Origin of the sequence: Nonomuraea sp. NPDC023979 (assembly GCF_040639085.1) — a bacterium.
Taxonomy (GTDB): Bacteria; Actinomycetota; Actinomycetes; order Streptosporangiales; family Streptosporangiaceae; genus Nonomuraea; species Nonomuraea ceibae.
The window spans coordinates 39,458-64,617 of record NZ_JBEZZG010000002.1 but is presented as its reverse complement, the minus strand read 5'-3'; the positions used below and the strand labels follow the sequence as shown (position 1 = coordinate 64,617).

The 25,160-nt window shown below is 71.3% G+C and carries 23 protein-coding genes; 12 read left to right on the top strand and 11 right to left on the bottom strand.

Annotated elements, in window-relative coordinates; genetic code table 11:
* The first annotated feature begins 115 nt into the window (after positions 1-115).
* Positions 116-1,090, top strand: coding sequence for a helix-turn-helix domain-containing protein (locus AB0G11_RS03665; RefSeq protein ID WP_357583769.1), 975 nt, complete (start codon positions 116-118; stop codon positions 1,088-1,090).
* Positions 1,091-1,141: 51 nt separating this feature from the next.
* Entirely contained in the window at positions 1,142-1,642 is a 501-nt protein-coding gene (gene tpx / locus AB0G11_RS03660) for a thiol peroxidase (RefSeq protein WP_219505497.1), read from the top strand.
* On the opposite strand, the gene AB0G11_RS03655 is transcribed toward tpx, so the two are convergent.
* Both AB0G11_RS03655 and AB0G11_RS03650 read right to left on the bottom strand, forming a co-directional pair.
* Positions 1,612-2,523, bottom strand: coding sequence for a TIGR03619 family F420-dependent LLM class oxidoreductase (locus AB0G11_RS03655; RefSeq protein ID WP_357583767.1), 912 nt, complete (start codon positions 2,521-2,523; stop codon positions 1,612-1,614). The genes tpx and AB0G11_RS03655 overlap by 31 nt on opposite strands.
* Before the next feature lie 4 nt (positions 2,524-2,527).
* Positions 2,528-3,346, bottom strand: a complete 819-nt coding sequence (locus AB0G11_RS03650) for an SAM-dependent methyltransferase (protein ID WP_357583765.1) — start codon at positions 3,344-3,346, stop codon at positions 2,528-2,530.
* A gap of 54 nt (positions 3,347-3,400) precedes the next feature.
* On the opposite strand from AB0G11_RS03650, the gene AB0G11_RS03645 reads away from it, so the two are divergent.
* On the top strand, positions 3,401-4,183 hold the full coding sequence (locus AB0G11_RS03645; protein WP_357583763.1) for a helical backbone metal receptor: 783 nt from the start codon (positions 3,401-3,403) through the stop codon (positions 4,181-4,183).
* On the opposite strand, the gene AB0G11_RS03640 is transcribed toward AB0G11_RS03645, so the two are convergent.
* From AB0G11_RS03640 to AB0G11_RS03625, 4 genes are read right to left on the bottom strand one after another with little or no spacing between them, the layout of a single operon-like run.
* On the bottom strand, positions 4,148-5,320 hold the full coding sequence (locus AB0G11_RS03640; protein ID WP_219505504.1) for an ROK family transcriptional regulator: 1,173 nt from the start codon (positions 5,318-5,320) through the stop codon (positions 4,148-4,150). The two genes, AB0G11_RS03645 and AB0G11_RS03640, sit on opposite strands and share 36 nt — an antisense overlap.
* A gap of 3 nt (positions 5,321-5,323) precedes the next feature.
* Positions 5,324-6,169: a carbohydrate ABC transporter permease gene (locus AB0G11_RS03635; RefSeq protein ID WP_308125767.1), complete on the bottom strand. Its 846-nt coding sequence runs from the start codon at positions 6,167-6,169 to the stop codon at positions 5,324-5,326.
* Positions 6,156-7,070 carry a sugar ABC transporter permease gene (locus tag AB0G11_RS03630; protein ID WP_357583761.1) on the bottom strand — a complete coding sequence of 305 codons (915 nt, stop codon included), beginning with the start codon at positions 7,068-7,070 and terminating at the stop codon, positions 6,156-6,158. The genes AB0G11_RS03635 and AB0G11_RS03630 overlap by 14 nt, the downstream gene beginning before the upstream one ends.
* Positions 7,067-8,431, bottom strand: coding sequence for an extracellular solute-binding protein (locus AB0G11_RS03625; protein ID WP_357583759.1), 1,365 nt, complete (start codon positions 8,429-8,431; stop codon positions 7,067-7,069). The genes AB0G11_RS03630 and AB0G11_RS03625 overlap by 4 nt, the downstream gene beginning before the upstream one ends.
* Positions 8,432-8,721: 290 nt before the next feature.
* Here AB0G11_RS03625 and AB0G11_RS03620 point away from each other — a divergent pair, with 290 nt between their 5' ends.
* Positions 8,722-9,756 (top strand): zinc-binding alcohol dehydrogenase, encoded by a 1,035-nt coding sequence (locus AB0G11_RS03620; RefSeq protein ID WP_219505518.1) that lies wholly within the window; start codon positions 8,722-8,724, stop codon positions 9,754-9,756.
* Positions 9,753-10,538, top strand: coding sequence for a sugar phosphate isomerase/epimerase family protein (locus AB0G11_RS03615; protein ID WP_219505520.1), 786 nt, complete (start codon positions 9,753-9,755; stop codon positions 10,536-10,538). Before AB0G11_RS03620 ends, AB0G11_RS03615 begins: the two co-directional genes overlap by 4 nt.
* 1,184 nt (positions 10,539-11,722) lie before the next feature.
* On the opposite strand, the gene AB0G11_RS03610 is transcribed toward AB0G11_RS03615, so the two are convergent.
* Entirely contained in the window at positions 11,723-12,841 is a 1,119-nt protein-coding gene (locus AB0G11_RS03610; protein ID WP_357583757.1) for a zinc-binding dehydrogenase, read from the bottom strand.
* Positions 12,834-13,784, bottom strand: coding sequence for a Gfo/Idh/MocA family oxidoreductase (locus AB0G11_RS03605; RefSeq protein WP_219505524.1), 951 nt, complete (start codon positions 13,782-13,784; stop codon positions 12,834-12,836). Before AB0G11_RS03605 ends, AB0G11_RS03610 begins: the two co-directional genes overlap by 8 nt.
* Before the next feature lie 126 nt (positions 13,785-13,910).
* On the opposite strand from AB0G11_RS03605, the gene AB0G11_RS03600 reads away from it, so the two are divergent.
* A complete protein-coding gene (locus tag AB0G11_RS03600) occupies positions 13,911-14,864 on the top strand; it encodes a glucosyl-3-phosphoglycerate synthase (protein WP_357583755.1) in 954 nt (317 codons plus the stop codon).
* Positions 14,861-15,976 (top strand): glycosyltransferase, encoded by a 1,116-nt coding sequence (locus AB0G11_RS03595; protein ID WP_219505529.1) that lies wholly within the window; start codon positions 14,861-14,863, stop codon positions 15,974-15,976. Before AB0G11_RS03600 ends, AB0G11_RS03595 begins: the two co-directional genes overlap by 4 nt.
* Here AB0G11_RS03595 and AB0G11_RS03590 read toward each other — a convergent pair.
* Entirely contained in the window at positions 15,973-16,767 is a 795-nt protein-coding gene (locus AB0G11_RS03590; RefSeq protein ID WP_308125768.1) for a universal stress protein, read from the bottom strand. The two genes, AB0G11_RS03595 and AB0G11_RS03590, sit on opposite strands and share 4 nt — an antisense overlap.
* Positions 16,768-16,844: 77 nt before the next feature.
* Between AB0G11_RS03590 and AB0G11_RS03585 the strand changes: the two genes are divergently transcribed.
* Together AB0G11_RS03585 and AB0G11_RS03580 are read left to right on the top strand one after the other, a co-directional pair.
* A complete protein-coding gene (locus AB0G11_RS03585) occupies positions 16,845-17,147 on the top strand; it encodes a hypothetical protein (RefSeq protein WP_219505532.1) in 303 nt (100 codons plus the stop codon).
* A 79-nt stretch (positions 17,148-17,226) separates the two neighbouring features.
* Positions 17,227-17,775 (top strand): phosphatase PAP2 family protein, encoded by a 549-nt coding sequence (locus AB0G11_RS03580; protein WP_219505533.1) that lies wholly within the window; start codon positions 17,227-17,229, stop codon positions 17,773-17,775.
* On the opposite strand, the gene AB0G11_RS03575 is transcribed toward AB0G11_RS03580, so the two are convergent.
* Both AB0G11_RS03575 and mscL read right to left on the bottom strand, forming a co-directional pair.
* Entirely contained in the window at positions 17,772-18,347 is a 576-nt protein-coding gene (locus tag AB0G11_RS03575; RefSeq protein ID WP_357583754.1) for a hypothetical protein, read from the bottom strand. The genes AB0G11_RS03580 and AB0G11_RS03575 overlap by 4 nt on opposite strands.
* A gap of 130 nt (positions 18,348-18,477) precedes the next feature.
* On the bottom strand, positions 18,478-18,900 hold the full coding sequence (mscL, locus tag AB0G11_RS03570) for a large conductance mechanosensitive channel protein MscL (protein ID WP_219505535.1): 423 nt from the start codon (positions 18,898-18,900) through the stop codon (positions 18,478-18,480).
* Positions 18,901-19,110: 210 nt separating this feature from the next.
* On the opposite strand from mscL, the gene glgX reads away from it, so the two are divergent.
* Genes glgX through treZ form a run of 3 tightly spaced genes read left to right on the top strand, consistent with a single transcriptional unit; the run spans position 19,111 to position 25,007 of the window.
* A complete protein-coding gene (glgX, locus tag AB0G11_RS03565; protein ID WP_219505537.1) occupies positions 19,111-21,204 on the top strand; it encodes a glycogen debranching protein GlgX in 2,094 nt (697 codons plus the stop codon).
* Positions 21,197-23,305 carry a malto-oligosyltrehalose synthase gene (gene treY, locus AB0G11_RS03560; protein ID WP_357583752.1) on the top strand — a complete coding sequence of 703 codons (2,109 nt, stop codon included), beginning with the start codon at positions 21,197-21,199 and terminating at the stop codon, positions 23,303-23,305. Before glgX ends, treY begins: the two co-directional genes overlap by 8 nt.
* Entirely contained in the window at positions 23,295-25,007 is a 1,713-nt protein-coding gene (gene treZ, locus AB0G11_RS03555; RefSeq protein WP_357583750.1) for a malto-oligosyltrehalose trehalohydrolase, read from the top strand. Before treY ends, treZ begins: the two co-directional genes overlap by 11 nt.
* The last annotated feature ends 153 nt before the right edge of the window (positions 25,008-25,160 follow it).

The window sequence follows — 25,160 nt, the reverse complement described above, 5'->3', positions numbered from 1 at the left end:
GGCGCTCGCCGGCTGGATAACCGTGCTGTCACGATTCGGGGCCGAAGGTGGCTTTGTCGCCTTCGGCCCTGTCTTCTCTCCCATACTGATCGGCGATCAGAAGGAGGGGGACGCCGTGCTGGAGGCGCTGGGGCTCACCGCCGGTGAGGAGCTCGCCTACCGCCGCCTGATCGACGGCCCCCGCACCGCCGCCGAGCTGGCCGCCGCCCTCGGCAGGCCGGTCACCGCCGTCGCCGAGGACCTGGCCGCCCTGGTCCGGCGCGGCCTGGTCTCGCGCCTGCCCGGCGTCCCCGCCCGCCACGTCGCCGCGCCGCCCTCCGTCGCGCTCGGCGGCCTGCTCACCGCCCGCCGCGAGGAGCTGCGCACCGCCGAACTGGCCCTGGTCGCGCTCGCCGAGCAGCACCGCATGGCCGCCGTCGACCGCGCCGTGGGCGACCTCATCGAGGTCGTGACCGGCGTCGAAGCGGTACGCCAGCGCTTCCTGCAGATCCAGTGGGCCGCGGACAAGCGGGTGCGCTCGTTCTCCACGGCGCCGTTCGTGGCCGTGACGCCGGACGACAACACGGCCGAGGAGGAGGTCGTCGACCGCGGCGTGGAGTATCTGGTGATGGTCGAGCGCGAGGTGCTGGCCACGCCCCGCGTGGCGGCCGGGATCATCGCCTCCATCCGCAAGGGCGTCCAGGTCAGGGTGTCCGACAAGCTGCCGATCAAGCTCATGATGGCCGACGGCGAGCTGGCCCTGGTGCCGCTCACCACCGATCCCGGCGGCGAGCCGGCCGCCGTGCTGCTGCACCGCAGCGGCCTGCTCACGGCGGTCGAGGCGCTGTTCGAGGCGATCTGGCAGCGCGCCTACCCGCTGCGCGTGGACGCCTCCGGCGAGCTGGCCGAGGAGCGCGAGGCCGCGATCGGCGAGCTCGACAGGAACATCCTCGGCCTGCTGCTGGCCGGGCTGACCGACGAGGCGGTCGCGGGCCAGCTCGACCTGTCGCTGCGCACCCTCCAGCGCCGGGTCCGCGCCCTGATGGACCTCGCGGGCGCCCGCACCCGGGTGCAGCTCGGCTGGCACGCCGCCCGCAACGGCTGGGCCTGACGGCGGACGATAAGATCCGGACGCGGGATTCCACTGCCATCAGGAGGCTTCATGTCCGACGTCACGTTCAAGGGAAACCCCATCATCGTGGGCGGTTCCTTCCCCAAGCAGGGCGACCCGGCGCCCGGGTTCAGCCTGGTCGGCGCCGACCTCTCCGACCGCACGCTGGCTGACTTCGGCGACGCGGTGAAGGTGCTCAACATCTTCCCGAGCGTCGACACCGGCGTGTGCGCGGCCTCCGTGCGCCGCTTCAACCAGATCGCCGCCGAGCACCCCGGCGTGGCCGTGCTCTGCGTGTCGGCCGACCTGCCGTTCGCCCAGAAGCGGTTCTGCGGCGCCGAGGGCCTCGACAACGTCACCACGCTGTCGCTCATGCGCGGCCGCTCGTTCCTCAAGGACTACGGGGTGGCCCAGGAGAGCGGCCCGCTGGCCGGGCTCGCCGCCCGCGCGGTGGTCGTGCTCGACGGCGCCAACAACGTGATCTACTCCGAGCTCGTCCCGGAGATCACCCAGGAGCCCGACTACGACGCCGCGCTGGCCGCGCTCACGTAGGACCTGAACTCCCCGGCCAGCTCCAGCAGGTGCGGGGCGTTCTCGGCGGTGTGCTGGAGGTCCAGGACGCACTCGTGGACCCCGGCCGCCGCCGCCTCGTCCAGATAGGCGGCGATCTGCGCCACGGTGCCGCTCCTGGGCGGCGCGCCGCCCGCCTCGACGACCGGGTTGGCGCGCAGCACCATGCGCAGCGCCGCCGGGTCGCGGCCGGCCTCCTCGGCGGCCCGCAGCACCGTGCCCCACATCGAGGTCAGCATCCGGATCGGCAGCGAGGCGGTCAGCCAGCCGTCGGCCCGGCGGCCGATGCGCCGCAGCGCGTCGGGGGCGAACCCGCCCAGCAGCAGCGGCGGGCGGCCGACCGGCTTGGGGTGGATGCGGCTGGGCGCCACCGTCCACAGCTCGCCGCTGTAGGCGACCGGGTCGGTGTGCCAGATGGCCTCCAGCGCGTCGAGCGTGGCCTCGTACCTGGAGGCCCTCGACTTCCAGGGCACGCCGACGGCGGCGTACTCGTCCGACGACCAGCCGAGCCCCAGCCCCACGTCCAGCCGGCCGCCGCTGAGCTGGTCGATCGTCGTCAGCGAGCGGGCGAGCAGCGGGGGAGCGTACCAGCAGGCGTTGAGCGCGCTGGTGCCGAGCCGGATGCGCGAGGTCGTCGCGGCGGCCACCGACAGCACCGCGAACGGGTCGAGGAACACGCCGTGCGCCTCGGGGATCGAGCCGTCGCCGCCGGGATAGCGGTCCTTGGGCTCCAGCGGCGTCAGCAGCCGGTCGCCCACCCACAGGCTCGCGAAGCCCATCTCCTCGGCCTCGTGCGCCACCAGGCGCAGGCTCTCCAGCGAGGCGAACCTGCCGTACTGCGGCGCGGCCAGGCCGATCCGCATCGCCTCAGGCCCTTCTGCCCACGCCGCACAGGATGAGCGACGAGGCGGGATCGTCGGTGAAGTCGATCGCGTCGGTCTCGCCGGGACGCCATTCGGGCAGCCACACCAGTCCCGGGTCCACCAGGTCGAACCCGTCGAACATGGCGGCGATGCCGGCCCGGTCGCGCAGGGTCAGCGGTGCGGTGGCGTTGCGGTAGACCTCGGTGCCCTTGCGGACGGCGGCGCGGCGGGCGTCGCTGGTGCCGTGGGACAGGACCAGGTAGCTGCCGGGCGCCATGGCCTCGCGCAGCGTGCGCAGGATGCCGGCCGGGTCGTCGGACTCGGCGATGAAGTGCATGACGGCCACGAGCAGCACGCCGACGGGCCGGTTGAAGTCGATGGTGTCCAGCACCACCGGGTCGTCGAGGATCTGCCGGGGCTTGCGCAGGTCGCCCTCGACGGCGACCGTGTCGGTGTCGGAGGCGAGCATGGCCCGCGCGTGCACCATGACGACCGGGTCGCGGTCCACGTAGACGACGCGGTTGCCGGGCGAGACGGAGTTGGCCACCTCGTGCACGGCGCCCTGCGACGGCAGCCCGGTGCCGATGTCGAGGAACTGGCTGATGCCCTCGCCGGCCAGGAACCGCACGGCCCGGCCGAGGAAGGCGCGGTTGGCCCGGGCGGCGGCCCGCACTTCGGGCGCCACCTTCAGGATGCGCTCGGCCGCCTCGCGATCGGCCGGGAAATGATCCTTGCCGCCCAGGTAATAGTCGTACAGCCGGGCGACGTTGGGCTTGGTCGGATCGAAGCCCCGAGGTTCGTGCTGGTGATCCCCCAGATTCACATTTCAAGATTGTATGGATATGTATCCCTTCGTGGGGGGATTTAGGGTGTTGTTGTGAGCGATTCCGTCGAATTTGTCGATGACACCGGGGTACGCGTCCCCGTGCCCGCCGCCGTGGGCCGGATCGTGTCACTGGTGCCGTCGCTCACCGAATCGGTCGCCGCGACCGTCCCCGAAGCGCTGGTCGGGGCCACCGACTGGTGCTCGCACCCGCCCGGCCTGGATGTGACCAGGATCAGGGGCACCAAGAACCCCGACCTCGCCGCGATCACCGCGCTGCGCCCCGACGTGGTCCTGGCCAACGCCGAGGAGAACCGGCCCCCCGACCTCGAGGCCATGCGCGCCGCCGGGCTGGCCGTGTGGGTGACCAGGATCGAGACCGTGGACCAGGCGTTCGCCTCGCTGGCCAGGATGTTCGAGCTGGCCTGCCGGGTGCCCCGCCCGGACTGGCTCGTCCGGGCCGAGCGGGCCTGGCGCGAGCCGCACCGGGGGCCGCGCCGGACCGCGATCGTGCCCGTCTGGCGGCGGCCGTGGATGGTGGCGGGGCGCGACACGTTCACCGGCGACGTGCTCGCCCGCCTGGGCGTCGACAACCTGTACGCCGGCCACCCCGAGCGTTACCCCAAGATCCCGCTCGCCGAGCTCGTCGAGGCCCGGCCCGACCTGGTCGTGCTCCCCGACGAGCCGTACGCCTTCAGCGCGGACGACGGCCCCGAGTGCTTCCCCGGCCTGCCGTGCGCGCTGGTCAGCGGGCGGCTGCTCACCTGGTACGGGCCGTCGCTGCTCACCGCCAGGGCCGAGCTAGCCGGCCAGATCGGGGCGGGCCGGCCCGCCTGAGGCGGCCAGCGCCGCGTCGACCGCCTCCGGCGACAGCACGTGCTCCATGACGATCACCGCCGTGCCCACGATGCCCGCCCGGTCGCCCAGCGAGCTCGTGACGATCTCCAGGTTGCGGGTCGTGTACGGCAGGCTGCGCCGGTAGACGCTCTCCCGGATGCCCGTCAGGTAGTGCTCGCCGGTCTCGGCCATGTCGCCGGCCAGCACCAGGACGCCCGGGTTGAGCAGGCTGACCGCGGTCGCCAGCACGATGCCCAGCGTCCGCCCGGCCTCCTGGGTGCGCGCGATGGCCGCCGGGTCACCCGCCTGCACCAGGCGGACCACGTCGCGGCTGGTCTCCATGCCCAAATCGGCGGCCACCGCGTGACCGCTGGCCAGGGACGCCACGCAGCCGCGCGAGCCGCACGTGCACACCCGGTCGTCGGCCTCGTGCAGCCGGACGTGGCCGATGTTGCCCGCGGCCTCCTCCACGCCCCGGTAGATGCCGCCGTTGAGCACGATGCCGGTGCCGATGCCGGTGGACACCTTGACCAGGACGAGCGCGTCGGTGTGCCGCCACGACGACCACCACTCGCCCAGCGCCATCGCGTTGGCGTCGTTCTCCACCAGGATCGGCACGTCGAAGTCCGCCCCGACGGCCGGGCCGATCGGGTGGTCGTCCCAGCCGGGCATGAGGAACGACCGGATGGCCCGGCCCGAGGTGTGGTCGACCGAGCCCGGCAGGTCCACGCCGATCCCGCAGACCTGGGCGGCCGGGCGGCCGGTGCGGTCGAGCAGCCGCCGGAACGCCTCCCGCACCCAGGACAGCACCGCGTCGGGGCCGCGCTCGATGCGCATCTCGGTGTGCTCCTCGGCCAGCGGCCGGGCCGCCAGGTCGGTCAGCGCCACCCGGGCGTGGCTGGCCCCGAGATCGGCCACCAGCACGAGCCGGCTGCCGGCGTCGATGTCGAGCACCGAGGGCGGCCGCCCGCCCCCGGAGGACGCCACACCCGACTCGTGGATGTAGCCCGCCTCGATGAGCCGGTCCACCCGGTCGGTGATCGTCGACCGGGACAGCCCGGTGAACTCGATGAGCTGCTTGCGGGTGCGGCAGGAGCCGTCGCGGATGAGCTGGAGGACCTGCCCTGCCGTCAGCATGGTCTATCCCTTCTCCGCTCCTGCCGTGAGCCCCTCCGTCAGCAATCGCTCGCTGGCGAAGAAGACGATCACGATGGGCAGCGTCAGCACCACCGATCCCGCCATGAGCACCGTGGTCGGGATCTCGATGCTGCCCGCGAGCTGCGAGAGCCCCAGCGAGACCGTCCAGCTCTCCCGCCTCTCCACCAGGAAGAGAAGGGCGAACAGGAACTCGTTCCAAGCGATCATGAACGCGTAGAGACCGGTGGCCATGAGCGCCGGCTTGGACAGCGGCAGCACCACCCGCCAGATGGTCGACAGGCGCGTGCAGCCGTCGATCGCCGCCGCCTCCTCGACGCTCTGCGGCACGGTCTCGAAGTAGTTGCGGAGCATGTATACCGTGACTGGCACGGTTTGCGCGATATAGACGAGAATCAGGCCGACCAGCGACCCCCGCAGCCCGAGCATCGTGAACAGCACGAACAGCGGGATGGCCAGCACGATCGCCGGGAACAGGTAGACGGCCAGGAACAGGAAGTGCACCTGCCGCCGCCCGAAGAAGCGCAGCCGCGCCACCGCGTACGCCCCCGGGATCGAGATCAGCAGCGTGACCGCCACCGAGGCGACGGCCACGATCGCGCTGTTGCGCATGAAGATCAGGAACCCCTGCCGGTCCAGCACGTTCGCGTACGTGTCGAGCGTGAACGTCGCCGGCCACAGCGAGCCCGGGTCCAGGATGAGCTCCTGGATGTCCCGGAACGACAGCATCACCATGTAGTAGAACGGGAACGCGGTGATCACGAAGAGGAAGAGGATCACCAGCGGCCTGAGCACCTTGAGCAGCGCCCGCTCGAACCTATCCCTGCTCACGTTCGCCACCTCCGAAGAAGCGCAGGTAGAGCACCAGGAACACGACCAGCACGACCGCGAGCGCGATCGCCTGCGCCGCCGAGGCCCCGATGTCGTCGCGCGCGGTCAGGAAGTTGTAGACCCGCACGCTGACCACCTCCGTGCCCGCCCCGCCGCCGGTCAGCAGGTAGACGTCGTCGAACTTGGTGAAGGTGAAGACGAACCGCAGCACCGACAGCAGCGCGATGATCCGCCAGAGCTGCGGCATGATCACGTAGCGGAACCGCTGCGTCGGCGTGGCCCCGTCGACCACCGCCGCCTCGTCCAGCTCCGCCGGCAGCGCCTGGAGCCTGGCCAGCAGGAACAGGAACGCGAACGGGAAGTAGCGCCACGCCTCGAACGCGATCACCGTCAGCAGCGCCACCGGCACCTCCAGGCCCAGGAACGTGCCCCGGGCCTGGGTGAGGAAGGCGATCGGCTCGTCCAGCCAGGAGTTGACGATGCCGTACTGGGGATTGAGCATCGTCTCCCACAGGAACGCGACGGCCACCACCGGAGCCACGTACGGGATCAGGATCGAGGCCCTGACCAGCGTCCGCAGCCGGAACCTGTCGCGCAGCGCCAGCGCCGCGACCAGCCCGATCACGATCGACAGCGCGGTGCCCGCGACCGTGTAGACGAGCGTGTTGACCAGCGCGGACCAGAACCCCGGCTCGGAGATCACGTACGTGAAGTTCTCCAGCGTGTAGTTGCCGAACAGCCCCGCCTGGCGGATGTTGATCAGCCGGACGTCCTGGAACGCCAGCATGATCGCCCACAGGAGCGGCAGCACCACCACGACCAGCGTGATCACGAGCGTCGGCGAGATCAGCGCCAGCCCGGCCCGCCCCTCCTGCTCGCGCAGCGTGCGTCCGCGGCTCATTCGCGGATCCCGCGCTTGATGGTCTCGACCTCGGTCCTGGCCTGCGCGGCGGCGGCCTGCGGGGTGAGCGAGCCGTCGGCCACGCCGGCCAGCGCCTTGGGCACCGGCAGCTCGCCCATCGTGGCGCCGACCAGCTTGCCCTGCCCCTGCGGGATGCCCCAGCGGGCGAACGTGCCGGGGCTGGTGCGCAGCGCCTCCAGCACCTCGGCCGGGTAGACGTCGGCCAGCGGCTTCTTGGTGTCGACCCCGGCGGGCAGCGCCTGCCACTTGTCGGCGAACCCCTCGCGGGTGGGGAACTTGCCCTCGGGGGCCATCCCGATCCATCGCTCGTAGCCCTCGTTCATCATGTACGCGACGAACTTCGCGGCCTGGTCCGTGGCGGCGTCACGCATGACAACCCAGGACACGACCTCGCCGAACTGGGCGGGGGCGCTCCCGTCCGGGCCCTTGAGCGCGGTGACGACGCCGGTGTTCGCGGCCAGCCACTCCGGGTCCTCGCGGCACTGCGGGCAGCTCGGCAGCGCGTCCTTCCGCAGCCCGGCCAGCTCGTCCAGGATGAACGACGACCAGATCATCATGGCGGCCTTGCCGGAGAAGTACGTGGCCCGGGTGGAGTCGACGTCCTGCATGCCCTTGACGGAGTGGTTCCTGGCCAGGTCGCCGTAGAACTCGAAGGCGCGCACGCACTGCGGCGAGTCGAGCGCCACCTTGCCGGAGCCGTCGACGAGCTGGCAGCCGTTGGCCAGGGCGACGTGCTCGAAGCTCTGCGCGGTGAAGGAGTCCTTGGGGGCGACCGCCAGCGTGATGCCGGCGACGCCGCCGGTGTTGAGCTCGGCGGCGGCGGCCCGCAGCGCCTCGTAGGTGTCGGGGGGCCGCAGCCCGGCCTTCTCGAACAGGTCCTTGCGGTAGAGGATGAGCTGGGCCCAGCCGTCGCTGGGCACGGCCAGCAGCCTGCCGCCGGATGAGTCGAGCTCCAGGGCGCGCGCCGAGAACGTGTCGCGCCCGAGCTGGTCGACGATCTTCGCGGGGGTCTCGGTGTCGAGCAGCTCGTTGGACTCCAGCTCGCGGACGGAGGCCAGGGGCAGGGCGCCGATCACGTCGGGCAGGTCGCCGGCCGCCGCCGCCGAGGTGACCACCTGGCTGAACTGGTCCTCGGCCACGCCGACCAGTTTGACCTTGATGCCGGTCTTCTGGGTGAACTCGTCGATGATCTTCTGCTGGACGGCCATCCGGTCCTCGAGGTTCTCCTCGGTCCAGACGGTGATCTCGTCGGCCGCCCGCTCGCCGTCGTCGCCGCAGGCCACCAGGCAGGTCGCTGCCAGCAGCGCGGCGGAGAGGACGGCGGTTACCTTCTGCGGCATGGCACGCTCCTCCGGTTCGGGATAAGGCTCCTGTACCCCTGAGGCAAAGGGGCGGTCTGATCTCGGCGAAGATTTTTCCGCCCTGGATCACGCCTGATATCCCTGCTGGACCAGGGGGTGTGCAATGCCGGTAAGGTCGCTTTCCTGAAGACGGGCGATCAGAAACCCCAAGGTAATCCGGAGCCCTCGGCGGAAGTCGTAGACTTACGAGTGTTCCAAGCGCAACTATGGTGTGCAAACAAGCACTAAATCTCTTACTTTTGTTTGATCAAAAAGCGTAAGTGTGGGCAATGCGCGTCATCACCTTCCAAGAGCCAGGTCACGTTTCCGTAAGCCTGGAGCAGCCCGCCGAGCTCGTTCCGGGCAGCGTGCGGGTTCGTACGATGTACTCGGGCGTCTCCGCGGGCACCGAGCTCACCGCCTATCGCGGGACCAATCCATACCTCAATCACAAGTGGGACACCGAGCAGCGTCTCTTCCTCGATGGCCAGACCCACGCCTACCCGCTGACCGGCTGGGGCTACCAGGAGGTCGGCGAAGTGGTGGAGGCGGCGCCCGACGTCGCCGACCCGCCCGTCGGCAGCCTCGTCTGGGGCATCTGGGGCCACCGGGCCGAGGCCGTGCTGCCCGCCCACAAGCTCGTCGGTCACGTCATGCCGCCCGGCGCGGCCCCGCTGAGCGGCGTCTTCGCCCGCGTCGGCGCCATCGCGCTCAACGCCGTGCACGCCGCCGACATCCACTTCGGCGACCAGGTGGCGATCTTCGGCCAGGGCGTCATCGGCCTGCTCGCCACCCGCCTGGCCGTGCTGAGCGGCGCCCGCGTGGTCGCCGCCGACGCCATCCCGGCCCGGCTGGAGCTCGCCCGGCGCTACGGCGCCGCCGAGACCGTCGACGTGCAGGCCGGCTCCGTCGCCGAGCTCATCCGCAAGCGGATCGAGGGCGCCGACACCGCGATCGAGCTGAGCGGCAGCCACCACGGCCTGCACGAGGCCATCCGCACCGTCCGCAAGGGCGGCCGGGTCGTGGCCGCCGGCTTCTACCAGGGCGACGGCATCGGCCTGCGGCTCGGCGAGGAGTTCCACCACAACCAGGTGCAGCTCGTCTCCTCGCAGATCGGCGGCGTCGCCTCCTGGCTGGCGCACCGGTGGGACGTCGAGCGGCTGCAGCGCACGTTCATGGAGACCGTCCACCGGGGCGACGTCGAGGTCGACGACCTCATCAGCCACGTCGTCCCGGTCGACGACGCCGCCGACGCCTTCGACCTGATCGACAAGCACCAGTCCGAGGTGCTGCAGCTCGTCTTCACCTTCGAGGAGTCACAGTGAAGCTCGCCGCCCAGGAGCAGCTCCTGCCCGGCCGGTCCCTGCAGGAGAAGTTCGCCTTCGCCGTCGACGCCGGGTTCGACGCCATCGAGTTGCGCGGCAAGGGCGACTTCCACTTCGCCGGCCGCCTCACCGAGCTCAAGCGGGCGCTGGCCGACGGCGTCGTCATGCCGACCGTGTGCGTGGACATGCCCCACTTCATCGGCGACTTCGACGCGGCCAAGCGCACCGACGCGATCCAGCAGCTCAGGTCGCAGCTCACGGTCATCGGCGAGCTGGGCGGCATCGGCGTCATGACCCCCGCCTCCTGGGGCCAGTTCTCCCGCCGGCTGCCGCCGTTCGAGCCGCCGCGCAGCCCCGAGCAGGACCGCGAGGTGCTCACCGAGGCCCTGGCCGTGCTCGGCGAGCACGCCCAGCGCAACGGCGTGCTGATCATGCTGGAGCCGCTCAACCGGTACGAGAACCACATGGTCAACACGCTGGCCGACGCGGTGTCCTACTGCGCCATGGACTCCATCAGGATCGTCGGCGACACGTACCACATGAACATCGAGGAGGACGACCCCTGCCGCTCGCTGGCCGAGGCCGCCCCCTACCTGGCGCACATGCAGATCAGCGAGTCCAACCGCAACCAGCCCGGCACCGGGCACCTCGACTGGGGCGCGCAGCTCGCCACCCTCGACGCCGTCGGCTACGACGGCTACCTCGCCCTCGAATGCCGCCTGCGCGGCGAACCCGAGGTCGTCCTGCCCGAGACGGCCGCCTTCATCAGGAAATTCCTATGATCCTCCGCGACGCGGTACGTGTCCTCGTCGACAACTGGGACGGCAGCTACACGGTCCCCTCCCGGCGGCTCTACCCCCACCAGTGGAGCTGGGACTCCGCCTTCGTGGCCATCGGCAACGCCCGCTGGTCGCCCCGGCGGGCCCGGTCGGAGCTGCTGTCGCTGTTCGGCGCCCAGTGGGCCGACGGCAGGGTGCCGCACATCGTGTTCAACCCCAAGGTGCCCGAGGGCGCCTACTTCCCGGGGCCGGAGTTCTGGCAGGCGCGCTCGCCCTCCGGCTCCGCCACCTCCGGCATCGTGCAGCCGCCCGTGCACGCGCTGGCCGCCTGGAAGGTGCACCAGGCCGAGCCCGACCCGGGCTTCCTGCGCCGCATCTACCCCCGGCTGGTCGCGCAGCAGGAGTTCCTGCGCACCGCCCGGCGCTCGCCCGAAGGGCTGATCTCCATCGTCCACCCCTGGGAGTCGGGCATGGACAACAGCCCGGCCTGGGACCGGCCGCTCAGCGCCGTGCCCGCCGGGGCCACCGGGTTCGTCCGCCGCGACCTGGGGCACGTCGCCGCCGCCGAGCGGCCCACCGACCGCGACTACGAGCGCTACACCGCGCTCGCCCGCGCCTACCGCGACTCCGGTTACCGCGACCCGGGTGACTTCCAGGTCGAGGACCCGCTGTTCAACGCCGCCTACGGGGTGGCCGAGCTGGCGCTGGCCGAGATCGCCGCCGAGCTCGGGCACGACCCCGGGCCGCACCGCGCCGAGGCCGCCCGCGTCACCGCGGCCATGATCGAGCACCTCTACGACGACGGCCTCTTCCAGCCGCGCGACGTGCGCACCGGCTGCCTGATCCGCTCCGCCAGCGCCGCCGGGCTGACGCCGCTCCTGCTGCCCGGCCTGCCCCGCGAGATCGCCAATGCGCTGATCGGCACCGGGCTGGACCGCTTCATGCTCAAGGACGGCGTGCTGCCCAGCTTCTCGCCCACCGCGCCGGAGTACGACCCGGCCCGCTACTGGCGCGGGCCGAGCTGGCTCAACGTCACCTGGCTGGTGTGGCAGGGGCTGCGGGAGCGGCGTGCCGACCTGGCCGACGCGCTGGCCGACGGCATGATCGCCGCCGCGACGCGCTCCGGGTTCCGCGAGTACTTCGACCCGGCCACGCTCGACGGCCACGGGTCGCGCGACTTCAGCTGGTCAGCGGCCCTCGTCCTCGACGTGGTCGCAGAGCACGGCCTGCACGGCATGCCGCCGGCGGCCCGCGAGGTCGGCCAGCAGCTGGGGAGCCTCGGCAAAGCCGACGACATCGGTGATCACGTGCCGGCGTAGCAGGTCGCCGCGCCGCCTGAGCAGGTCCACGGTCTCGTGGGACAGCCGTTCGCGGTCCCACGCGTGGGCCAGCCCGCGCGGCACCCGCCCGATCTGGGCGCACCGCAGCGACAGCCCGTTGTGGTGGAACTCCTCGCCGAGCCGCACCTCGTCCGCGCCCTGCGTGTAGAAGGCCAGGTCGATCGCGGTGCCCTGGGGCCGCAGCAGCTTGAGCGCCAGGGCCAGCGCCCTGGCCTGGCCGCGGCACTGGAAGACCACGTCCGCGCCCCGGTCGTTGGGGCCGTGCCGCCAGCGGCGTTTCAGCTCCACCGCCGGGTCGTCGGCGACCGACAGCGCGTCGGCGCCGAGCGCCTCGGCGACCGCCAGCCGGGCCGGCGTCTCGTCCACGACCACGACCTCCGCCGCGCCGTGCGCGAGCGCGAACGAGGCCGTCAGCAGGCCGACGACGCCCGCGCCCACCACCACGACGCGCCTGCCGCGCACGCCGTCGCCGAGCTGGTGCACGTTCTGGCCGTAAAGGTCGGCGGCGGCGTGCAGCAGGCCGTTGGCGCAGATCGGGCCCATGTGGGCGACGTAGACGCCGAGCATCGCGTCGAGGTCGCCGGGCAGCTCGACGAACCGGTCCTGCATCGGGTCGGCCACGTAGCCGGTGCGGTGCCCGTACGCCATCGCGACCAGCGCGCCCTCCTCGACCGCCCGGGTGCGGGTCTCGACCACCATGCCGACCTGCATGTAGCCGATGCCGCGGACCGGATAGGCCACCGACGGCGCGCCCCGCTGGAACAGCCCGAGCGCCGGGTCCCAGGTGGAGGTCAGGTACGGGTTGTCGCCCTTGACATAGGTGAGCTCGGTGCCGGCGGAGATGCCGCTGTGGGTGGTCTCCACACGGAAGCCGCCGTCGGGCACCTCGCCGAGCTTGTCCTCGGCCAGCGTCACCTCGCCCGGGCCCTCGATGCTCAGCACCCAGCCGTTCCCGTTGTCAGCCATCGACCATCACCGGCTCCCGTTCCCGCGCCGACCGCGCCAGGGCGAGCGCCAGCCGGTGGGTCTTCAGTGCCTCCCGGTACGGCGCCCGCACGTCGGCCTCCTTACCCTGTACGGCGTCGATGAACGCGCGGTCCACCAGTTCCTTGGCCCGGCCGCCGTCCTGCACCAGCTCCTGGCCGTCGACCATCAGCCGGGTCTCGCTCAGCTCCAGCGAGATGCCGTCGGCGCACACCTCCAGGCCCACCCGATGCTTCCCGCGCAGCAGGCAGGTGGTGGCCAGCAGCCCGGCCGCGCCGCCCGCGAACCGCATGACCGCCGCCGTGGCCCGGTCGACCTCGCCGTCCATCGCGCCGTCGACGGGCACCGCGTGCACCATCGTCACCTCGCCCACCAGCAGCCTCGCCAGGTCCAGGACGTGGACGGCCTGCTCGACGGTCTGGCCGCCGGACATGGCGGAGTTCAGCCACCAGCCGACCGGGGGCACCTTGTCCATCCAGTGGCCCAGGGCGAGGCGTACCGGGCGCTCGCCCAGCAGGTGCCGGGCGCGGTCCAGGATGTCCAGATAGCGCCAGTGATGGCCGACGGCCGAGGGCAGGCCGCGGCGGTCGAGCTCGTCGGCGATCTTCTCGGCGGTGGCCAGGTCCAGCGAGAGTGGCTTTTCTACGAATATGGGGATATCGCACGACAGGACGTCGAACTCGGGGTTACCGTGCGCGAAAGGAGGCACACAGACATAGACGGCGTCCAGTTCGCCGGCCTCCAGCAGGTCGGCGTGGCCGCCATAAGCGGGGGCGCCATGCTGCGACGCCAGTGCTTCAGCCCTGCCGAGATCGGTGTCGGCGATTCCGGCGATCTTCACGTCGGGGAATCCGGACAGCACTTCCGCATGTCGAGCGGCGACATTACCGGCACCGATGATGCCGACGCGGGTTGTGGGGAACATAACCCGGCATATCCCACGTATTGCAGAAAACAAACAGACATGTTCGAAGACTCGTAGAGCGGGCAGATGTCGCCGACCGTGACCTCAGAGATCGGGGCTGACTGTATGGAGACAGATCTGCGAGCCTTGGCAAGGGTCGAGGAATGGTACGGGCCGCACTCGAGCACCGCGGCCGACTGGCCGGTCGACGCCCTCCTCCTCGCCAAGGGGACGACCACCGTGAGCGTCGTGCTCCCGGCGCGGGACGAGGAATCGACCGTCGGTGACATCGTCACCACGATCCGCCGTGACCTGGTCGAGCGGTCGCCGCTCGTGGACGAGATCCTCGTCGTCGACTCGCACTCCACCGACGCCACCGCCGTCCGCGCGGCAGCCGCCGGAGCCCGCGTGGTGGCCCAGGACGCCGTGCTGCCCCACCTGCCCCCGCTGACCGGCAAGGGCGAGGCGCTGTGGAAGGGCCTGGCCGCCTCCACCGGGGACATCGTCGTCTTCGTGGACTCCGACCTGCGCGACTTCGGCTCCCACTTCGTCTCTGGCCTGGTCGGGCCGCTGCTCGTGGACCGCAGGATTCAGTTCGTCAAGGGCGCCTACGAGCGGCCTTACACCGGCGAGGACGGCGTCGCCAGGCGCGGCGGCGGCGGGCGCGTCACCGAGCTGGTCGCCAGGCCGCTGCTCAACATGTTCTGGCCCGAGCTGTCCGGCTTCTGCCAGCCGCTCGGCGGCGAGTACGCGGCCCGCCGCTCGATCCTGGAGCGGGTGCCGTTCGTCACCGAGTACGGCGTCGAGTTCGGGCTGCTCGTCGACCTCCTCCAGGTGGCCGGGCTGGACGCGATGGCCCAGGTCGACCTCGGCTGCCGCACCCACAGCCACCAGTCGGTCACCGCGCTGGGCCGCATGGCCGGGCAGATCATGCTCACCGCCTGGTCCCGGCTGGAGCGCCAGGGCCGGGTGCTCGCCTCGCGACCTCCCGCGCACACGCTGCTGCAGTTCGGACTCGAAGGACAGGCCGACGTGGTGGATGTGGCCGTGGCCGAGCGGCCACCGCTGGCCTCGCTCGTACTGGAGGAGGATGTGGCATGAACGTCCTGGTGAACGCGGGGCCGTGGCTCGCGGTGCCGCCCCCCGGCTACGGCGGGATCGAGAACGTGGTCGCCACGCTCGTCCCCGCGCTGCGCGAGCGCGGCGTGCGGGTCGTGCTGGCGACGGTCGGATCGAGCACGCTGGAGGCCGACGAGCACATCAGCGTCTTCCCCGAAGGGCAGTTCGCCCACCTGCAGAAGCCCTACAACCAGGTCATGGGTCTCGCGCACGCCCACCAGACGCGGCTGGCCGCCGAACTGCGCGGGCGCGACGACATCGACCTGGTCCACGACCACCTGGAGGTCGTCGGCCCCGCCGTGCTGTCCGCGCTGGGCGGCCCGCCCGTCCTGCACACGCTGCACTGGGACCTGCGCAAGCACCACGAGTTCTACTCCGCCTTCCCGCAGTCGATCGCCGTCAACGGCGTCTCGCAGTCGCAGCTCGCCCGCGCCCCGCAGGCGCTGCGCGAGGCCGCGCTCGGCGCCGTCCACCTCGCCACGCCGCTCGCCGACCAGGACGTCCGGGTCGAACGGGGCGAGCACCTGGTGGTCATGGGGCGCGTCTGCGGGCTCAAGGGCCAGCACATCGCGGCCCGGGTGTGCCAGAAGCTCGGCCTGCCGCTGGTGCTGGCCGGCCCGGTCAGCGGGCTGAACTCGCCCGCCGAGCTGGAGGCCGTCGCCCAGGACCCGGGCCATCCGCTGCACGGCCACCCCGACGTGCGCTACTTCGTCGAGCGCGTCACCCCGTACCTGGACGGCGACCTGACCCGGTGGGTCGGCTCGGTCGGCGGCGCCGAGCGGGACGGGCTGTACGCCTCCGCCCGCGCGTCGCTGTTCCCCATCCAGTGGGACGAGCCGGGCGGCACCGCCGTCGTCGAGGCGCTGGCGCTCGGCGTCCCGCCCATCGGGCTGCGGCGCGGCTGCCTGCCCGAGATCATCGAGCACGGCCGCACCGGCTTCCTCGCCGACACCGAGGAGGAGCTGGCCGAGTGGGTGCTGCGGGTGGACGAGCTGGACCCGGAGGAGTGCCGGCGTGAGGCCCGCCGCCGCTTCTCCCCGGCCGTCATGGCCGATCGCTACCTGGAGCTGTACGAGCGGGCCCGGCGCCGCTAGACGAAACCCCGGGGCAGCACCGCGACGGGGCAGGCCGAGGCACGCAGCAGCTTCATCGCCAGCTCGCCGATGAACACCCGGTGCGGCTGGGCGTCCTCGCTGGCCGCGCAGACCAGCAGCTCGCCCGGCAGCCATTCGGCCGCGGCCACGGCGGCGGCCACGTCGTGCCCTTCGGCGACGTCCGCCTCGGCTTCGAGGCCGGTGCTCTCCCAGGCCAGGCGGACGGCCAGGGCCAGGTCGTCGCGGATGCGCTCAGGGTCGTCCGTGCGCAGGTCGAAGGTGATCAGCCGGAGCGGCACGCCGAGCCGGAGCGCGGCCTCCGCCACCCGGGGGACCGCCGCGTCGCACTGCGGCCGGTGCACGTACGCCAGCGTCAGCCGGGCGGGCCGCTCGGGCGGCGCGTAACCGGCGGGCACCGCCACCACCGCCTCCGGCGACAGGTGCAGCAGGTGGGAGGCGGTGCTGCCGAGGGAGATGAGCCCGTGCTGCCCGCCGTCGGCCGACCCGACGACGATCAGGTCGGCCTTGATGCGGCTGGCCAGCACGGCCAGGCCGCGTCCCGCGCCCCTGCTCTCGAACGCCATGAACCCGGCCGGGGTGTCCTCCAGCAGCCCGGCGGCGTGCGCCAGCGCGGCCTGCGCCTCGACGGCCAGCCCCGGGCTGCCCGGGGGGTAGATCGCCGCCACCGTGAGCTCCCCGCCGGTGATCCGCGTGATGGCGGCGCCCAGGGCGAGAGCGTCACGCCCGCCGGCGTCGTCGGTGTAGCCGACGATCACGTGCTCTCCGATCACGCATGCCCTCTTACCCGCTGTGACCAGGGAATACGCCGCCTTTTCAGGACGTTTCAAACATGCGGAGGCGTAAGAAAGTGAAGATCACTCTTGACACCAGGTTCAACGGCTCCCTCGGCCCGGTCACGCTGCGTGAGGCCGTAGCCCAGCTCAAGGCCCAGGACCTCGCCTGCACCGTCGCCCCGGAAACCGTGGCGGGCAAGGTCAGCGTGTTCGCCGACTGCGTCGAGCGCGGCTTCACGCCGCTGCGCAGCGAGATCATGGCCGCCTGTTACGTCGCGGAGCGCGACGCCACGACGGAGGCGTTCGACCGCGGGCTCATCACCGAGGGCGAGCTGCGCCAGCAGTATCTGGACCTCGATCGCAGGTTCCTCGCCTAGGTCGTCCTTTCGGCTGAGGCGAAGCCCAAGATCCATTCATAATGTCGTGTCCATCACCTGTTAATGGATCGGACACGAGTTGTACCGCGACATCGTCGACTTCGCACTCTCCACGCCCGCCTGGCTGCACACCTTCGCCGAGGTCGGCACCGACGGCGGGCTGTTCGTCTTCGCCGCGCTGTTCCTGCTCTGCTTCTGGCGGGCCCGCAACGCCCCCGCCCGCGACCTGGCGATCACCATCGCCGGCCCGGCCGGAGTGGTGTGCGCGTACGTGGTGAGCGAGGTGCTCAAGACCGTGGTGCGCGAGGACCGGCCGTGCCGGGGCGGGATCGCGACGATCGCCGCCTGCCCGCCGGTGGACGACTGGTCGTTCCCCAGCAACCACGCCGTCATCGCCGCGGGCGCGGCGGGAGCGCTGGTGCTGGCGTGGCGCACGCTCGCCTGGGCGGTCGTCCCGCTGGCGGCCGTCATGGCGTTCTCGCGGGTGTTCGTCGGCGTGCACTACCCGCACGACGTGGCCGCCGGGTTCGTGCTCGGCCTGGTGCTCGCGCCCCTGTTCGCGCTGCTGCTGGTGGGCGCCGTCACCCCGGTCGTCAAGCTGGCCCGGCTACGCCTGGCCGCCCGCTAGGCCGACCACTCGTGACGGGTCAGGAATCCCCGCTCGCCCGTCGCGTACTCGTGGAAGGCACGCCGCACTTCCTCCAGGTCCTCCACCAGGGTGCGGACCAGCGAGCCCTCCTTGTACTCCAGCTCGAAGCCCGGCGACACCTGGATGAAGTGGTGGCCGAAGGTGACCAGGGCCGTGAACGGGTTCTGCGGCGACATCGTCGCGAGCACGTCGTGCACCAGGCCCAGGTCCGGGTCGTGCACGATCAGGCCGTCGCCGGTGTGGAGCTGCATGCCCGCGTAGACGCCCAGCGGCGCGACGTTGTGCACCAGGTCGCGCTGCGGGTCGTAGCACACCAGCCCGTGCGCCCGTGCGGTCGCGAACACCTGGGCCGACATCTCGTCCATGGTGTCCAGGTCCATCGTCACCAGCACGTGATCGTCGTAGGCGGTGACGATCCCGGGCAGCTCCTTGGAGATCTCCGGCAGCTCCCCGCTGACGGGCTCGGTCTTCTTGACCTCCAGGTACGCGGCCCGCGCCCGGTCTCTGGAGATAGGGGCGGGCTCGTCCCAGACCATCAACTCAACGCTCACCCGTCCATCTTGTCGAACTGTCGCCGCACTTGGTGCGGTAGTGGCCGTAAGAACACGAAACCCACGCCCAGCGCGCCCATCGTCCGCGTGGCGTCGGCGTGGTGGGTCGCACCTTTTCCGGATATGTCGGTTATCGGTCCGGCTTCTCGGAGGCCGGGACCAGCTCCACCGTGCAGTGCATGCACCGGCGCGCCTCGGCCGGGATGTCGCCGACGCACTCGGGGCACTGCTTGGTGGCCGCCTTCTCGTTCCGGTCGAACAGGCTGATCAGCCGCGTCATCGGCATCACGACCAGCCAGTACACGATGGCCGCGATCAGCAGGAACGTGATCAGATGGTTGACGAAGTCGCCGTACTTGAACTCGCTGCCGTTGACGGTGAAGGAGTACTCGGCGAAGTTCGGCTGCCGCCCGCCGGTGACCGCCCCGATCAGCGGCGTCACCAGGTCCCTGACCAGCGCCTGCACCAGCCCGCTGAACGTGGCCCCGACGATCACCGCGACCGCCAGCTCCACGATGTTTCCGCGTAACAGAAATTTCTTGAAACCGCCCATGGAAGGGCTATGTAGCCGGGCAAAAGCGGACCAAACCCTCATGCTGGAGTACGTGGGCCGCCTCCCCAGCCGCGCCAGGGGAGGCGGCCCACCCGTTTTGCCGCAGCCTTGAGGTGATCGTCCGGAGGGCCGGGGAAGGAACGTGATGCCCGACGGCTTGTCCGGGGGAGCGGGGGAACGGAACATGGGAGAGACCGTGAGGGAGCCTCGATGATCGAAGTCTGGCCGGGAGATCCGTATCCACTCGGGGCCACCTACGACGGCGCGGGCACCAACTTCTCGCTCTACACCGAGGTCGCCGACGCCGTCGAGCTGTGCCTGTTCGACGACGACAACAAGGAGTCCCGCGTACGGCTGAGCGAGGTCGACGGGTTCATCTGGCACGGCTACCTGCCGGGCATCGGCCCCGGCCAGCGCTACGGCTACCGGGTGCACGGCCCCTACGACCCGGCGCGGGGCCTGCGCTGCAACCCGGCCAAGCTGCTGCTCGACCCGTACGCGATGGCGATCGAGGGCGGGGTGACGTGGAACGAGGCGGTCTACGGCTACCGCTTCGGCTCGCCCGACACGCGCAACGACAAGGACTCCGCCCGGTACGTGCCGCGCTCGATCGTCATCAACCCGTTCTTCGGCTGGGGCCACGACCGGCCGCCCGCGACCCCGTACCACGACACCGTGATCTACGAGGCGCACGTGCGCGGGCTGACGATAGGGCATCCGAAGATCCCCAAGCACCTGCGCGGCACCTACGCGGCCCTCGGCCACCCCGAGATCCTCGACCACCTGACCAAGCTCGGCGTGACCGCGCTGGAGCTCATGCCGGTCCACCAGTTCGTCACCGACCACATCCTGGAGCAGCGCGGGCTGTCCAACTACTGGGGCTACAACTCGATCGGCTTCTTCGCCCCGCACAACCGCTACTCCAGCCAGGGCCAGCGCGGCGGGCAGGTGCTGGAGTTCAAGGCCATGGTGCGGGCGCTGCACGAGGCCGGCATCGAGGTCATCCTCGACGTCGTCTACAACCACACCGCCGAGGGCAACCACCTCGGGCCGACGCTCAGCTTCAAGGGCATCGACAACCCCGACTACTACCGGCTCGTGCCCACCGACAAGCGCTACTACGTCGACACCACCGGCACCGGCAACAGCCTGCTCATGCGGTCACCGCACGTGCTCCAGATGATCATGGACTCGCTGCGCTACTGGGTGATCGAGATGCACGTCGACGGGTTCCGCTTCGACCTCGCCTCGACGCTGGCCCGCGAGCTGCACGAGGTCGACCGGCTGAGCGCCTTCTTCGACCTGGTCCAGCAGGACCCCGTGCTGTCCCAGGTCAAGCTCATCGCCGAGCCCTGGGACGTCGGCCCCGGCGGCTACCAGGTCGGCAACTTCCCCTCACGCTGGACCGAGTGGAACGGCCGCTACCGCGACACCATCCGCGACCTGTGGCGCGGGCAGCCGGCCACCATGCCGGAGTTCGGCTACCGCTTCACCGGCTCCAGCGACCTCTACCAGGCCGACACCCGCCGCCCCGCCGCCTCGATCAACTTCGTCACCTGCCACGACGGCTTCACCCTCCAGGACCTCGTCTCGTACGACCACAAGCACAACGAGGCCAACAAGGAGGGCAACCGCGACGGCACCGACGACAACCGGTCCTGGAACTGCGGCGCGGAAGGCCCGGCCGACTGGGCCGTCGAATCCCTGCGTGAGCAGCAGAAACGCAACTTCCTCACCACGCTGTTCCTGTCGCAGGGCGTGCCGATGCTCTCCCACGGCGACGAGCTGGGCCGCACCCAGCAGGGCAACAACAACGGCTACTGCCAGGACAACGAGATCACCTGGGTCGACTGGTCCGACGTCAGGGAGAACTGGCTGCTGCTGGAGTTCACCCAGAGCCTGGCGGCGCTGCGCAAGAAGCATCCGGTGTTCCGCCGCAGGAGATTCTTCTACGGCAAACCGGTGCGCGGCCTGAGCGACATCGCCTGGCTCACCCCGTCCGGGGAGGAGATGACCGACAGCGACTGGAACGTCGGCTACGCCAAGTCGCTGGCCGTCTTCCTCAACGGCGACGCCATCACCGAGCCCGACCGCCGCGGCCGGCCCATCAGGGACGACTCGTTCCTGCTGCTGTTCAACGCGCACCACGACACGATCAGGTTCACGATCCCCAAGGACTACGGAGAGATGTGGCAGACCGAGATCGACACCGCCATGCCGATCAGGCTGGACGTCCGGATGTGCCGGGCGGGCGAGGGAGTGGCCGTGCCCGGACGCAGCGTGCGGGTGTTGCGCCGTGTCTAGGCCGATCTCGACCTACCGCCTCCAGCTGACCCCCGACTTCGGCTTCGCCCAGGTCGCCGACCTCGCCGGCTACCTGCGCGACCTCGGCGTCACCCACGTCTACCTGTCGCCGATCCTCCAGGCCGTGCCCGGCTCCCGCCACGGCTACGACGTCACCGACCACTCCCGCGTCCGCGAGGAGTTCGGCGGCGCGCAGGGCTTCAGGGAGATGGCCCAGCGGCTGGCCGCCCACGACCTGGGCATCGTCCTCGACCTGGTCCCCAACCACATGAACACCGAGAACGAGCGGTTCATGGCCGTGCTCCGCGACGGGCCCGGCTCGCCGTACGCCCGCTGGTTCGACATCGAGTGGGACGGCGGGAAGGTGGCGCTGCCGGTCCTCGGCGACGACACCGACCCGGCCGAGGCCGAGCGCGGCTACCCCCAGCCCGGCTACCACAAGCTGGTCGACTGGCGGGAAGGCCCAGGCTACCGGCGCTTCTTCGACGTCTCGACGCTGATCGGGCTGCGCGTCGAGGACCCGGAGGTGTTCTTCGCCACCCACGAGGTGATCTTCTGGCTGCTCGACGAGGGGCTCGTCGACGGGCTGCGGATCGACCACCCCGACGGGCTCGCCGACCCGCGCGGCTACCTGGAGGCGCTGCGCGCCAGGACCGGCGGCGTGTGGACGGTCGTGGAGAAGATCCTCATCGGCGCCGAACGGCTGCCCGGCGACTGGGCGTGCGACGGCACCACCGGTTACGAGGCGCTCAACCGCGTCAACGGCCTGTTCGTCGACCCCGAGGGCAAGGCGCCGCTGGTCGAGCTGTTCACCCGCCTGACCGGCGAGCCCGAGGACTACCGCGCGGTCATGGCCAGGGCCAAACGCGAGGTCATCGACCTGTTCTTCGGCCCCGAGGTGCGCCGCCTGGCCCGCGCCGCCTCCTGCACCCCCGAGGCCGCCGCCGAACTGCTCGCCGCCATGCCCGTCTACCGCGCCTACGTGGTGCCCGGCGAGCCGCCGCCGCGCCGGTCCGTGGAGATCGTCGAGCAGGCCGCCGCAGCCTGCTCACCCGCCGTCCGGCCGCTCGTCCAGCAGGCCCTGTACGGCTCGCCCGAGGCGATCATCCGCTTCCAGCAGGCGTGCGGGCCCGTGATGGCCAAGGGCGTCGAGGACACCGCGCTCTACCGGTGGTTCCCGCTGTCGTGCCTGAACGAGGTCGGCGGCGAACCCGACCTGTTCGGGCTCTCCGCCGAGGAGTTCCACGCGTTCTGCGCGAGCATGCCGCCCCACTCCATGACCACGCTGTCCACCCACGACACCAAACGCTCCGAGGACGTGCGGGCCAGGCTGTCGGTGCTGTCGGAGCTGCCCGAGGAGTGGGCGGAGGCCGTCGCGGGCTGGTCGGCCGAGCTGAGCTTCGACCGCCACCTCGACTACCTCGCCTGGCAGAATCTCATGGCCGCCTGGCCGATCTCCGCCGAGCGGTTCACCGACTACCTGCTCAAGGCCGCCCGCGAGGCCAAGACGGCGATCTCCTGGATCCGCCCCGACCCCGGCTACGAGCAGCGCCTGCGCGCCTTCGCCGAGGCCGCGGTGCGGCTCGACGTGGGCGCGTTCACCCGGCGCATCGACCCCTACGCGATGTCCAACTCGCTCGGCGCCAAGCTCGTGCAGCTCATGATGCCCGGCGTGCCTGACGTCTACCAGGGCAACGAGATGACCGACTTCTCCCTGGTCGACCCGGACAACCGGCGGCCCGTCAGCTTCCCCCGCGAACCCGCCACCGAGTGGGACGCGGCCAAGCTCCTCGTCACCACCCAGGCGCTGCGGCTGCGCCGCCGCCTCGAACCCGCCGCCGCGTACACCCCCATGAGCGCCGAAGGCGACGCCGCCGAGCACGTGATCGCCTTCGCTCGCGGCGACCGGCCCGCCGCCGTCGCCGTCGCCACCCGCCTGCCCGTGCGCCTGGCCCGGCGCGGCTGGGGGGCCACCACGCTGACGCTGCCGCCCGGCCACTGGCGCGACCTGCTCGCCGGCGGCCGGCACACCGGCCGCGTCCCGCTCGCCCACCTGCTCGGTACGTATCCCGTCGCACTCCTGGAGAGACATGATCTTTGAGGTGTGGGCACCCAGAGCCACGGCCGTCGACGTGGACGTGGACGGCCGGCGGCACCCCCTCACCGCCGGCGCGGGCGGCTGGTGGTCCGCCGAGGTGGCCGAGGCCGGCCACGGCAGCCGCTACGGGTTCGTGCTCGACGGCGACGGGCCCTACCCCGACCCGCGCTCGCGCCGCCAGCCCGAAGGCGTCTTCGGCCCCAGCGCCGTCTACGAGCACGACCGCTTCACCTGGGCCGACCACGACTGGAAGGGCCGCGACCTGCGCGGCAGCGTGATCTACGAGCTGCACATCGGCACCTTCACCCCCGAGGGCACCTTCGAGGCGGCCGCCGACAGGCTCCAGCACCTGGTGGAGCTCGGCGTCGACCTCGTCGAGATCATGCCGGTCGCGCCCGTGCCCGGCACCCGCAACTGGGGCTACGACGGCGTCGACCTCTACGCCGTCAACGAGACCTACGGCGGCCCCGACGGACTCAAGACCTTCGTCGACGCCTGCCACCGGGCCGGCCTCGGCGTCCTCCTCGACGTCGTCTACAACCATCTCGGACCGTCGGGCAACTTCCTGCACCCCTTCGGCCCGTACTTCTCCGGCTTCGCCGGTAGCTACTGGGGCGAAGCGGTCAACCTCGACGGGCCCGGCTCCGACGTGGTGCGACGCTACTTCATCGACAACGCGCTCCAATGGCTGCGCGACTACCACCTCGACGGGCTCCGGCTCGACGCCGTCCACGCGCTGCACGACCGCCGGGCCACCCACCTGCTCGCCGAACTCGCCGACGAGACCGACGCCCTCGCCTGCTCCCTCGGCCGGCCCCTCACGCTCATCGCCGAATCCGACCTCAACGACCCCCGCATGGTACGGTCCCGCGACGCCGGCGGGCTCGGCATGACCGCCCAATGGGACGACGACGTCCACCACGCCCTCCACACCGCCGTCAGCGGCGAGACCCACGGCTACTACGCCGACTTCGCCGGCCTGCCCGCCCTGGCCAAGGTGCTGACCCGCGGCGTCCTGCACGACGGCGGCTACTCCAGCTTCCGCGAACGCGCCCACGGCGCCCCCTTCACCGGAGTCCCCGGCCACCGGCTCGTCGCCTGCCTGCAGAACCACGACCAGATCGGCAACCGGCCCGCCGGCGACCGGCTGCCGGTGCCCGCGCTCAAACTCGGCGCCGGGCTGCTGCTCACCTCACCGTTCACGCCGATGCTGTTCATGGGGGAGGAGTGGGGGGCCGGGACGCCGTTCCTGTTCTTCTCCGACCACGTCGAGCCCCACCTGCGCGAGAGCGAGGGCGGGCGGAGGCAGAAGGAGTTCGAAGGCTTCGGCTACGCCTGGGAGGCGCCCGACCCGTCGGACGAGGAGACGTTCCTGCGCTCCAAACTCGACTGGGACGAGCTCAAGGGGGAGGAGCACTGGTCGCTGCTGTGCTGGTACCGCGACCTCATCGCGCTGCGCAAGGCGCTGCCCGAACTGTCGGACCCGCGCCTGGACCGGGTGCGCGTCGAGACGGACCCGGCGGGCGACTGGCTCGTGGTGCGGCGCGGTTCGCTGGCGGTCAGCGTCAACCTCAGCACCGAGACCCGCACCCTGCCGGGCACGCTGGGCACGGTGCTCCTGGCCTCCGACGAGCCGATCGAGGCAGGTGAGGACGGCATCCGCCTCCCCGGCCAATCCTTGGTCATCCACCGCCCCCCGCCCTAGCCCCTCCACCCGTTATCCACAGGGGAGAGCCGGGGCGCCCGTCGTCCACAGGGGAGAGGGCCGGGGCGCCCGTCGTCCATAGGAGAGGGCCCGCGCGCCCGTCGTCCACAGGCACGGCGGCCTCCCTCCTCCACCGTCCACAGAACGCCGTTC

Bases quoted from the DNA above. Each gene is read 5' to 3' on its own strand.
- glgX (WP_219505537.1), top strand. From the start codon at position 19,111: ATGATCGAAGTCTGGCCGGGAGATCCGTATCCACTCGGGGCCACCTAC.
- AB0G11_RS03595 (WP_219505529.1), top strand. From the start codon at position 14,861: ATGAACGTCCTGGTGAACGCGGGGCCGTGGCTCGCGGTGCCGCCCCCC.
- AB0G11_RS03625 (WP_357583759.1), bottom strand. From the start codon at position 8,431: ATGCCGCAGAAGGTAACCGCCGTCCTCTCCGCCGCGCTGCTGGCAGCG.
- AB0G11_RS03655 (WP_357583767.1), bottom strand. From the start codon at position 2,523: ATGCGGATCGGCCTGGCCGCGCCGCAGTACGGCAGGTTCGCCTCGCTG.
- AB0G11_RS03605 (WP_219505524.1), bottom strand. From the start codon at position 13,784: ATGTTCCCCACAACCCGCGTCGGCATCATCGGTGCCGGTAATGTCGCC.
- AB0G11_RS03630 (WP_357583761.1), bottom strand. From the start codon at position 7,070: ATGAGCCGCGGACGCACGCTGCGCGAGCAGGAGGGGCGGGCCGGGCTG.
- AB0G11_RS03610 (WP_357583757.1), bottom strand. From the start codon at position 12,841: ATGGCTGACAACGGGAACGGCTGGGTGCTGAGCATCGAGGGCCCGGGC.
- tpx (WP_219505497.1), top strand. From the start codon at position 1,142: ATGTCCGACGTCACGTTCAAGGGAAACCCCATCATCGTGGGCGGTTCC.
- AB0G11_RS03640 (WP_219505504.1), bottom strand. From the start codon at position 5,320: ATGCTGACGGCAGGGCAGGTCCTCCAGCTCATCCGCGACGGCTCCTGC.
- mscL (WP_219505535.1), bottom strand. From the start codon at position 18,900: ATGGGCGGTTTCAAGAAATTTCTGTTACGCGGAAACATCGTGGAGCTG.
- treZ (WP_357583750.1), top strand. From the start codon at position 23,295: ATGATCTTTGAGGTGTGGGCACCCAGAGCCACGGCCGTCGACGTGGAC.
- AB0G11_RS03620 (WP_219505518.1), top strand. From the start codon at position 8,722: ATGCGCGTCATCACCTTCCAAGAGCCAGGTCACGTTTCCGTAAGCCTG.